At 61.7% G+C, this 9,506-nt stretch carries 11 protein-coding genes; 4 read left to right on the top strand and 7 right to left on the bottom strand.

Features of this window, described 5'->3' with window-relative positions; genetic code table 11:
- Positions 1-151: 151 nt before the first annotated feature.
- From creD to HX873_RS30240, 4 genes are read right to left on the bottom strand one after another with little or no spacing between them, the layout of a single operon-like run.
- Complete coding sequence (gene creD, locus HX873_RS30255) at positions 152-1,501, bottom strand: cell envelope integrity protein CreD (protein WP_177123659.1); 1,350 nt, start codon at positions 1,499-1,501, stop codon at positions 152-154.
- Between the two features lie 52 nt (positions 1,502-1,553).
- On the bottom strand, positions 1,554-2,993 hold the full coding sequence (gene creC / locus HX873_RS30250) for a two-component system sensor histidine kinase CreC (RefSeq protein ID WP_177123657.1): 1,440 nt from the start codon (positions 2,991-2,993) through the stop codon (positions 1,554-1,556).
- Positions 2,993-3,661 carry a two-component system response regulator CreB gene (gene creB, locus HX873_RS30245; protein WP_003209207.1) on the bottom strand — a complete coding sequence of 223 codons (669 nt, stop codon included), beginning with the start codon at positions 3,659-3,661 and terminating at the stop codon, positions 2,993-2,995. Before creB ends, creC begins: the two co-directional genes overlap by 1 nt.
- A 9-nt stretch (positions 3,662-3,670) precedes the next feature.
- Positions 3,671-4,171: an ATP-dependent zinc protease gene (locus tag HX873_RS30240; RefSeq protein ID WP_003209205.1), complete on the bottom strand. Its 501-nt coding sequence runs from the start codon at positions 4,169-4,171 to the stop codon at positions 3,671-3,673.
- Positions 4,172-4,344: 173 nt separating this feature from the next.
- Here HX873_RS30240 and HX873_RS30235 point away from each other — a divergent pair, with 173 nt between their 5' ends.
- Positions 4,345-5,232, top strand: a complete 888-nt coding sequence (locus HX873_RS30235; protein WP_177123655.1) for an acyltransferase — start codon at positions 4,345-4,347, stop codon at positions 5,230-5,232.
- Here HX873_RS30235 and HX873_RS30230 read toward each other — a convergent pair.
- Entirely contained in the window at positions 5,229-5,798 is a 570-nt protein-coding gene (locus HX873_RS30230) for a DUF2780 domain-containing protein (protein ID WP_003209203.1), read from the bottom strand. The two genes, HX873_RS30235 and HX873_RS30230, sit on opposite strands and share 4 nt — an antisense overlap.
- Positions 5,799-5,951: 153 nt before the next feature.
- Here HX873_RS30230 and HX873_RS30225 point away from each other — a divergent pair, with 153 nt between their 5' ends.
- From HX873_RS30225 to HX873_RS30215, 3 genes are all read left to right on the top strand, one after another.
- On the top strand, positions 5,952-6,587 hold the full coding sequence (locus HX873_RS30225) for a sigma-70 family RNA polymerase sigma factor (protein ID WP_173882993.1): 636 nt from the start codon (positions 5,952-5,954) through the stop codon (positions 6,585-6,587).
- Positions 6,584-7,261: an anti-sigma factor domain-containing protein gene (locus HX873_RS30220; RefSeq protein WP_177123653.1), complete on the top strand. Its 678-nt coding sequence runs from the start codon at positions 6,584-6,586 to the stop codon at positions 7,259-7,261. The genes HX873_RS30225 and HX873_RS30220 overlap by 4 nt, the downstream gene beginning before the upstream one ends.
- Before the next feature lie 84 nt (positions 7,262-7,345).
- Positions 7,346-7,804: an anti-sigma factor domain-containing protein gene (locus tag HX873_RS30215; RefSeq protein WP_003209196.1), complete on the top strand. Its 459-nt coding sequence runs from the start codon at positions 7,346-7,348 to the stop codon at positions 7,802-7,804.
- Positions 7,805-7,869: 65 nt separating this feature from the next.
- Here HX873_RS30215 and fdhA read toward each other — a convergent pair whose 3' ends face one another.
- The gene (gene fdhA, locus HX873_RS30210; RefSeq protein WP_003209194.1) at positions 7,870-9,069 is read right to left on the bottom strand and encodes a formaldehyde dehydrogenase, glutathione-independent; all 1,200 of its coding nucleotides are present in this window, start codon (positions 9,067-9,069) and stop codon (positions 7,870-7,872) included.
- Between the two features lie 194 nt (positions 9,070-9,263).
- The coding region (locus HX873_RS30205; RefSeq protein WP_305729311.1) for a formyltransferase family protein at positions 9,264-9,506 on the bottom strand (243 nt) is incomplete at its 5' end.

Below are 9,506 nucleotides of genomic sequence, written 5' to 3'. Positions count from 1 at the left end.
CGAAGCGCTCCCAGGATTTTTGGGGCCGCTGCGCAGCCCAGCGGGAGCAAGCTCCCTCGCCACAAAAAGCTCCCGGGCCAAAGGGAACAGCGCGTTGATCCTCACCACTAACTGCGCGCCCTCTTGCTGATCTTCCCGCAACCCCAACGACCTACTCATCACCCATCTCCTTGCGCTTGCCCACCCCATACCAATCCAGCTTGCGGGTCAGCACCATCACCGTGCCCAGCAACCCGAACAGCAGCAACGAGCCCATCAACAACGCGTAATCCTCGGCACTCAGCAACCCGTACAGCAAGCCATACAACGCCGCCAGCGCCGCCGAAAACCCCAGGCCATGGGCGACGCTGCGCAGCACATGGCAGACGTAAAACCCGATCAGCAACACACAGGCCGCCGCCGATATCAGGTAAGCCGGGCCAAACCCGATGTGCTCGGACAACGACAACAGCAGCAGGTAGAAAAACGCCAGGGCAACCCCCACCAGCGCGTACTGGATCGGGTGCACCGCCAGGCTCTTGAGCACCTCGAACAGGAAGAAACCGGCAAACGTCAGGGCAATGAACAGCAGCGCATATTTGATCGCCCGATCGCTCTTGAGGTACTGGTCCACCGGGTCGATAAAGCTCACGCCGAAGCTGCGGCTGTTGAAGTCGTCACAGCCGCGCTCGGCCAGGCAACCGCGCAGTGCTTCTTCCAGGTTGGTGGAGAAGAATGTGGTCTGCCAATTGGCGCTGAAGCCTTGGGCGGTGACCTCGCGCTGGGTCGGCAGGAAGTTGCCGATAAAGCTGGGGTGCGGCCAGTTGGACGCGAGCTTGACCTGGCTGGTCTTGCCCACCGGCACCACTTGCAGTTGCTCGGTGCCTTGCAGGCGCAGGTCAAAGGCGAAGTCAAAAGGTGACGGATTGTGGCTGTCCTGCTCGGGCAGCATCACGTGCACACCCTCCCCCAGCCAAGCCACTTGAGTGCCCGGGGAAAACGCCAGTTGCTGGCTGCCCAGCTCCAGCTTCAACGCATTTTCGATGCCGCGAATGTCGCTGATACCCACTGCCAGATACGCCGGGTCAAAGCGGTAATCGGCAAAGTTTTCCTTGATGCCCCACTGCTCCGGCAACACAAACCGCCCACTGATACGGCTGTCGGCGTGGAACAACCGCGCCTGGTAGATGCCCCGTGCGCGCACTTCGGTTTGCACCTGCCCGTCGAGGGCAAATTGCTCCGGCAGGAAATACAGATGACCACGCACCTCGCGGGTTTCTTCGTAGCGTTCGTTGAGCTTTTCATTGAGCTTCCACTCCCGGACGGTCTTGCGATAAGGCACCACCAGCACCGGGCCATTGAGGCGCTGGCTGTAGCTGGAACTGCGGGCGATATCCTGCAAGACGTCGTCGCGCAGTTGCTGACGGTCGGTAATCACCCCGTGGATCATCAGCAACGGAATCAACAACAGCACGATCAGCAGCGCGATGGCGCCCAATTTGAAAAGCAGATTGCGGTTCATGAAGCTCTCCCTGTTTTGATGGGGGAGAGTCTGGCGGGCGCTTAAGGGGGATTTATGAAGGGAATGTGGAGACTGTGTGGAGATGCAGTTTTACCTGCACGCCGCCGGGCACGTTGCCGATCTGCAGTGAGCCGCCGTGCAGCTTCATCACCTCTTCGACAAAATTCAGCCCAAGGCCGGTGCTCTTGCGCCCGCTGGCCGGGCGCGGCAGGGAATAGAAGCGCTCGCTCAGGCGCGGCAACGCATACTCGGGAATGGCGTCGGCCTGGTTGAACAGGGTGAATTCGATCCCGTCATCCAAGGCCTTGGCGCTGAACCGCAATGTGCCACCGGGCGGTGTGAAATCCAGTGCGTTTTCCAGCAGGTTACCCAGTGCCTGGCGCAGCAGGAACGGCTCGCCGTACACCTGCAGATCCGCGTCAATCGCCTGCTCGACCTGCAACCCGGCGCCTTCAATGCGCGCACATTGAGCCCTGAACACTTCGTCCACCAGCGCCGCCAACGACAGGCTGGCCTGGTCCTCAAGGCCCTGGCGCTGCTCCACCTGCGCCAGGTTCAGCAGGCGTTCGATCAACTGCTGCAAGCGCGCACTTTCACTGTCGATATTGCTCACGAAACGCTGCTGCTGGTCACGGGACATGTCGCCCTGCAACAGCTCCGCCGCACCACGAATCGCCGCCAGCGGGCTTTTCAATTCGTGGGTCAGGGTGTGCACATAACGTTCGACGTACGCCTTGCCTTCCAGCTGGGTGCGCATGTGTTCCACGGCGGTGGACAACTGCTCCAGTTCACCGCCGCGATAGTGCGGCAACTCGGCACGCCGGCCTTCACTCACCGCCTGGGCGTACGCCGTCAGCCGGCGCAGTGCGACACTCAACCACCACGACAACAGCGCACCAAACAGCAAGCCCAGGGCGACCAGCCCGGCGCCGTACCACAGCAGCCGGTCTTCGGTGCGGTCCACATAGGGTTGCAGTGAACTGTTGGGCTTGGCCACAGTGACCACGCCGATGATCTGCCCGCTATCGCGGATCGGCGCGCCGACGTGCATCACCGATGAGGCAGGGTCGTCCAGTTCGCTGCGGGTCGAGCGCGCACCGTATTCGCCGCGCAGGGTCAGGTACACGTCATTCCACTTCGAGTAATCCTCGCCTACGGCCTCGCCGCTGGAGTCCAGCAGCACAATGCCCTTGGCGTCGGTGACGTAGATGCGGTGGTTGACCTGGTTTTTCGGCAGGCCCCAGATATTCGCGCCGGGCTGACGCTCACCGTAGGCCTTGAGCAGTTCGGGCCAGTGGCTCTGGCCGAGGGTGCCGTTCTTCACATCGTCGCGCAGGATTTCCGCCAGCAGGTTGGCGGTGTCCACCAGGGTTTCTTCGGTGGACTGGCGCACGCCGGGGCGGATTTCCTTCATCACGGTGCTGAGTACGAAGTAGCCGGTCAGGCCGATAAACAATGCGTACACCAGGAAGAACCGAATCCCCAGGCGCATCAGCTGTTGCCCGGGCTGTAGCTGTAGCCCAGGCCACGGTGGGTCTGGATGGGCTCCGCCTCGGGCGCCACCGCGCGCAATTTGCTGCGCACGCTTTTGATGTGGCTGTCGATATTGCGCTCGTAGCCTGCGTCCGCCGCCACGCCCACCGCATCCAGCAGTTGCTCGCGGCTGAACACCCGCTCGGGTTGCTCCAAAAGGCTGTGCAGCAGACGGAATTCATGGCGAGTGAGGCTCAGGGGCTGGCCGCGATAACTGATCTGCATGCGCTCCAGGTCCACCTGGAACACCGCCGGAGCAGCACCGGGGCCCACGCGCTTGAGAATGGCCCGTACCCGCGCTGCCACTTCCCGCGGGCTGAACGGCTTGACTACGTAGTCGTCAGCGCCGATCTCAAGACCCACCACGCGGTCGATCTCACCGTCCCGGGCGCTGAGGAACATCACCGGTACTTCGCTGAAACGCCGCAGTTGCTTGCAGGTTTCAAAGCCGGTGATGTCCGGCAGGCCGATGTCGAGGATGACCAGGTCCGCCGGGGTTTGCCGCTGATGGGCCAGCGCCGCCTGGCCGAGGCTCAACCAGGTGGTGGTGAAGCCCTCGCCTTGCAGGGCGAAAATCAGCGTGTCGGCGATAGCCGCTTCGTCTTCGACAATCAGGATATGCGCCATGGTGTTCCGTCAGCAGTCCGGTTTGTCCGCAGTGTAACGGCGGGCCGGGTTTACCGCAGCGCCGAATTCACGCAGGGCCTTGGCGCCGATCAGCAGCGGGTAGTTGAAGCTGCTGCGGTCGGTGAGGTTGACCTCGACGGTGCGCTTGACGTTGCCCAGGCACATTTCCAGGTCGATCACCGGGCGCTTGGCCACGGTGGCTTCGTCCTTGTCGTCATCTTCGTCGGCGCGGCTCTTGATTTTGCTGATGCGCGAAACCTTGTGCTCGTACACCTTGTTGGTGGCGTCCTTGCCGCCGAGGCGGAAGCGTACCCAGTCGTCGCCATCACGGGTGAACGTCTCGATGTCCCGGGCCGACAGCGAGGCGGTCAGCGCGCCGGTGTCCATCTTGGCCTTGAAGGTCTCACCGATTTCCGGCAGTTGGATGTATTCGTAGCGACCGTAAAGGGTCGGCTCGGCGGCCATGACAGGCAAGGCCACCAGCGTTAGCAGGGCAAGGATGGATTTCACGTAGGAGGTTTCCTTGAAATAAGTGGGCCAATTCTAGACTGCAAATTCGCTGCTTAGTTAGATCACAGAGCATACCCAGCCCGCTGTGAAACATTCGTAAGCTTATTTGCGATTTGGTCTCCAGGCCCAAGCTGCTTATCATGGCGGGCCAAAAATGATTCCAAGAGTTACTTATGCGCCGCCTGCTCACCGGCTGTTTCGTCACATTGCTGCTGTTGCTCAACACCCTGGTGCTGTTCGGGCCGCTGATGGTGTTTGCCCTGCTCAAGCTGGTGGCCCCCGGTCGCTTTCGTGACTATGCGTCCTGGGCCGTCATGTGGATCGCCGAAACCTGGGCCGAGATCGACAAGCTGATCTTCGCCCTGTGCATCCCTACCCAATGGGACATTCGCGGCGGCGGCGACCTGCGGGGTGACACTTCTTACCTGGTGATCAGCAACCATCAATCCTGGGTCGACATCCCCGCACTGATCCAGGCCCTCAACCGGCGCACGCCGTTCTTCAAGTTCTTCCTGAAAAAGGAACTGATCTGGGTACCCTTCCTGGGCCTGGCCTGGTGGGCGCTGGATTACCCGTTCATGAAGCGCTACAGCAAGGCATTCCTGGCCAAACACCCGGAACTGGCAGGCCAGGACCTGAAGATCACCAAAGGGGCCTGCGAGTTGTTCAAGCGCCAGCCGGTCACCGTGGTGAATTACCTGGAAGGCACGCGGTTCACCCCGGCCAAGCGCAAACAGCAGGCTTCACCCTTCGAGCGCCTGCTCAAGCCCAAGGCGGGTGGCGTGGCGTTCGTGCTCGCGGCGTTGGGTGAACAGCTGGATGCGGTGCTCGACGTCACCGTGGTTTATCCACAGGAAAACATTCCTGGCTTCTGGGACTTGATCAGTGGTGCGGTGCCGAAGGTGATCGTGGATATCCGTACCCGAGAGCTGGATCCGGCGTTGTGGCAGGGGGATTACGAGAACGATCCGGCGTTTCGCCAGACCGTCCAGAACTGGGTCAACCAGCTCTGGATGGAGAAGGATGCGCGCATCGCCCAACTGCGCGCGGAGCGGCCTTAGCCGCCAGTGCCCCAGGCCGAAGCCAGTTTGCCCAGCACCGATTCGCTGGCGCCCTGGCCGCCCAGGTATTTCAGGATAACCGGCGCAAACTGGCCCACCATCCCGCTGTCCATGCCCAGCGCGCTGAACGCAGTGTTCAGGTCGTTGGTGTTTTTCACGTTACCCAACACGCCATCCAGGCCCGAGGTCTTGCTGCCGCCGCTCTGGCCGAGCATGCCGCTCAGGGCGCCGAGGCTGCCCAGGGAGTTGCTGCCGGAGAGCTTGTCCAGGCCCGGTACGCTTTTGGTCAGTTGCGAGTAATCACCGCCGCCCAATTTATTCTTGGCCAGGCCCAGCATTGCGCCGGTACCACCAACGGCCTGCTCAGGGGTCACGTTCAATTGCGAGGTCAGTGCCTGCAGCAGACCAGCGGTCTGTGAAGTGGGTGCAGCCGCTGCTGCCTTGTCGCCACCTTGTGCACCGGACACGGCATTGGCCACGTCGCCGAGGCTGAAACCTGCCGCAAATACCGGGCTGGCCGCCACGGTCAACAGGCAGGACAGGGCAAAACCGCGTGAAATCTTCATCAAGACAACCTCTGAAAGTAAGCGCAAAAAGCAGGAGTTTGACTGGGTACGCCGAAGGATTGTTCCCTCCCTGCAGATTAGTTCAGAAAACCATTGCATCCGATGCGCCTTGCGCTGCGTATATCCACCACGAGCCGCACGGAGGTAGATGGAATGAATGCCCAAGCTGGACTAACCTCAGCCTGCCCTCTTTACCGTGCGCCGTCCCATCGCCCTGTTGCAAGCGCCTGGAGAAGCCCTATTTCGACCCACGATGCAGATCAGCTACGGCAATTGCTGGCCCAGTGTTCACTGGGTAATCGCCAGGCGTTCGAAACGCTCTATCGCAGCGTTTCCCCGCGTTTGCATGGTGTTGCCTTGCGTTTCATGGGTCGCAAGGATCTGGCCGAGGAGGTGTTGCAGGAAAGCTTCGTGCGCATCTGGTACAACGCCTCACGCTATGAGGCCCATCTGTCGGCGCCCATGACCTGGATGGTCAATATCACCCGCAACCTGGCGATCGACCAGTTGCGCAAACACCGCGAACAACCCTTGAACGAAGGCCAGGAGGACGCCACGGCCGACGAAAGCCCCAGCGCCCATGAACAGCTCGACAGCGAGCGTGAAGCCCTCGCCCTGAACCGCTGCCTCGACAGCCTCGAAGGCATGCAGCGCCAGTCGATCACCGTGGCTTACTTCCAGGGCTTGTCGTGCTCGGAATTGGCCGAACATCTGGCCGCGCCCCTGGGCTCGGTCAAATCCTGGATTCGCCGCGGCATGGAGCGCTTGCGCAGGTGCCTTGAATCATGAACTACCAGACCACCGCCCTGCGCCGCGCCCTGGCGGCTGACTACGCCATCGGGCTGATGCCTGCCACCGCCCGCCGGCGCTTTGAAGCGCTGCTGCGGGATGACGCGGCGCTGCGCGTCGAACTCGGGCACTGGCAGGATGCCCTCGCCAGCCTCACCGGGCCGCTACCTGAACGGCCGGTGCCGGACCACGTATGGGAAGGGATCAAGGCGCGCATTGAGCCGCAAGTGCTGCATATGCCGGCGAAGAAACCGTTCTGGATGAACCTGCGCTTGCTGGTAGCGGCGTGCGGGGTGGTGATCGCGGTATTGGTGGGTGTGTTGTACCAGCGCGATCTTGGGGTGGAGTACAACGCCACGCTGGTGGCGGCTGATCAGCAGCCGGCGCTGAAGATCCAGGCCTACGCGGATCACCTGCAAGTGGAACCGCTGACCCTGGCGGCCGTGGAGCCGGCCCGCGCGTTGGAACTGTGGGCAATCCCGGCAGGCGGCAAACCCATCTCCCTGGGGTTGTTGCCGGTGTCGGGTAACGGCCGAATCCAGTTGAGCAAAGAACACCAGGCGCTGCTGACGGCGGCGCTGACCCTGGCAGTGAGCCTTGAGCCTGAGGGGGGCTCGCCGACCGGACAACCCACCGGGCCGGTGCTGTATCAGGGCCAATTGGCATCACTCTGATCCGAGGCTCAATACGACGGATGAGGAACCGATCGCCGTTAACCGGGTCCATTAAAGACTACAAAACATGTCAGGAAGAGCCTAATGACTGCGATCAACCCCCAAGTGATTGAGCACAAGCCTTCATTCTGGAACCGCCCACGCCTGTTCGTCGGCGCCTGTTTGGTGATAGTGGCAGGCGTCGGCGGCGCCCTCTACACCCAGGACAGCGTCAAGGCTGCCGCATTGCTGGTGAACACCACCCAGCAACCGGCCACGCAAATCGTGGCCCACAAGGATTACCTCGAAGTGCAGCCGATTGCCGCCACCGCACCGGCTCCGGATCAAAGCCTGGAACTGTGGGCCGTCCCGGCTGACGGCACGCCAGTGTCGCTGGGCCTGCTGCCGGAAGACGGCAAAGGCATTATCGGCATCAACCCTCGCCAGCAGGAGTCGATCAGTAAACCGGTGACACTGATGGTCAGTTCGGAAACCAAGGGTGGCTCGGTGAGCAAGCAGCCGACGGGGCCAACGGTGTATCAGGGGGCTTTGGCGATTCGCTGATTCTCCCACCCAACCGCAGATGCAAAAAAGGCGACCCTGAGGTCGCCTTTTTATTTGCCCGCGATTTAAGCCGCGCTGAACAACTTGTGCGGATCAATCACAAACTTCTTCGGCACGCCCGCATCGAACTCACCGTACCCGCGTGGCGCGTCATCCAGGCTGATGACTTCCACACCGACGATGTCGGCAATGTTGATACGGTCCCACATGATCGCCTGCATCAGTTGGCGGTTGTACTTCATCACAGGGGTTTGCCCGGTGTGGAAGCTGTGGGACTTGGCCCAGCCCAGGCCGAAACGAATGCTCAGGCTGCCCATTTTTGCAGCGGCATCCACGGCACCCGGGTCTTCGGTGACGTACAGGCCCGGAATACCGATTTTGCCAGCCACCCGCACCACGCCCATCAACGAGTTGAGCACGGTGGCCGGAGCCTCTGCCTTGGCCCCTTCATGACCATGGCCACGCGCTTCGAAACCCACGGCATCGACGGCGCAATCCACTTCCGGCTCGCCCAGCAACGCAGCGATCTGTTCGTGCAGCGGGGTGTCTTTCGACAGGTCGGCAATTTCAAAACCCTGGGCCTTGGCGTGGGCCAGGCGGATCGGGTTGACGTCACCGATGATCACCACCGCAGCGCCCAGCAGGCGAGCGGAAGCGGCAGCCGCCAGGCCTACCGGACCGGCACCGGCGATGTAGACAGTGCTGCCCGGGCCAACGCCCGCAGTGACTGCGCCGTGGTAGCCGGTGGGCAGGATGTCGGAGAGGCAGGTCAGGTCGCGGATTTTCTCCATGGCCTTGTCGCGGTCCGGCAGTTTCAACAGGTTGAAGTCGGCGTAAGGCACCAGCACGTATTCGGCCTGGCCGCCAGTCCAGTCGCCCATGTCGACATAGCCGTAGGCGCCACCGGCACGGGCCGGGTTGACGGTCAGGCACACGCCGGTGTGCTGCTCCTTGCAGGAACGGCAACGGCCGCATGCGACGTTGAACGGCACCGACACCAGGTCGCCGATCTTCAGGTTCTCGACGTCGCTGCCCTTCTCGATCACTTCGCCGGTGATTTCGTGGCCCAGGACCAGGCCGGTCTGGGCAGTGGTGCGGCCGCGCACCATGTGTTGGTCGGAGCCGCAGATGTTGGTGGAGACCACGCGCAGGATGACGCCGTGCTCAATCTTCCTGCCACGGGGGTCCTGCATTTTGGGATAGTCGATTTTCTGTACTTCGACCTTGCCGTTGCCGAGATACACGACACCACGATTACCAGACATGCTTTCACCTCGCTGTTGTTTTTATGGAACCGCGTTGCCCAGGCAGGCAGCGCGTTTAAGTGCTCGGGTACAGATGCTGTTTTTGCGTTGTTAGTAAGGGCCTCTTCGCGAGCAAGCCCGCTCCCACAGTTGACCGAGTCCTACCTTTGAAATGCGGTCGAATGTGGGAGCGGGCTTGCTCGCGAAGGCGTCCATCAGAGCACCACTGTCCGATTGGCGTTCAAGAACACCCGCCGCTCAATGTGATACCCCACGGCCCGGGCCAGGGTCAGGCCTTCGATATCCCGTCCCTTGGCAATCAAATCTTCCGGATAGTGACTGTGGTCCACCACCTCCACGCCCTGGGCGATAATCGGGCCTTCGTCCAAATCGTTATTGATGTAATGCGCAGTGGCGCCCACCAGTTTCACCCCCTTGTTGTAGGCCTGGTGATACGG

It is taken from the genome of Pseudomonas sp. P7758 (assembly GCF_013386485.1).
Classification (GTDB): domain Bacteria; phylum Pseudomonadota; class Gammaproteobacteria; order Pseudomonadales; family Pseudomonadaceae; genus Aquipseudomonas.
The sequence above is the reverse complement of the archived record's forward strand: the minus strand, read 5'-3'. Positions and strand labels throughout refer to the sequence as shown.

Excerpts from the sequence above, each read along its gene's own strand:
- HX873_RS30215 (WP_003209196.1), top strand. The coding sequence starts at position 7,346 with ATGACTGCGATCAACCCCCAAGTGATTGAGCACAAGCCTTCATTCTGG.
- creD (WP_177123659.1), bottom strand. The coding sequence starts at position 1,501 with ATGAACCGCAATCTGCTTTTCAAATTGGGCGCCATCGCGCTGCTGATC.
- creB (WP_003209207.1), bottom strand. The coding sequence starts at position 3,661 with ATGGCGCATATCCTGATTGTCGAAGACGAAGCGGCTATCGCCGACACG.
- fdhA (WP_003209194.1), bottom strand. The coding sequence starts at position 9,069 with ATGTCTGGTAATCGTGGTGTCGTGTATCTCGGCAACGGCAAGGTCGAA.
- HX873_RS30220 (WP_177123653.1), top strand. The coding sequence starts at position 6,584 with ATGAACTACCAGACCACCGCCCTGCGCCGCGCCCTGGCGGCTGACTAC.
- creC (WP_177123657.1), bottom strand. The coding sequence starts at position 2,993 with ATGCGCCTGGGGATTCGGTTCTTCCTGGTGTACGCATTGTTTATCGGC.
- HX873_RS30235 (WP_177123655.1), top strand. The coding sequence starts at position 4,345 with ATGCGCCGCCTGCTCACCGGCTGTTTCGTCACATTGCTGCTGTTGCTC.
- HX873_RS30230 (WP_003209203.1), bottom strand. The coding sequence starts at position 5,798 with ATGAAGATTTCACGCGGTTTTGCCCTGTCCTGCCTGTTGACCGTGGCG.
- HX873_RS30225 (WP_173882993.1), top strand. The coding sequence starts at position 5,952 with ATGAATGCCCAAGCTGGACTAACCTCAGCCTGCCCTCTTTACCGTGCG.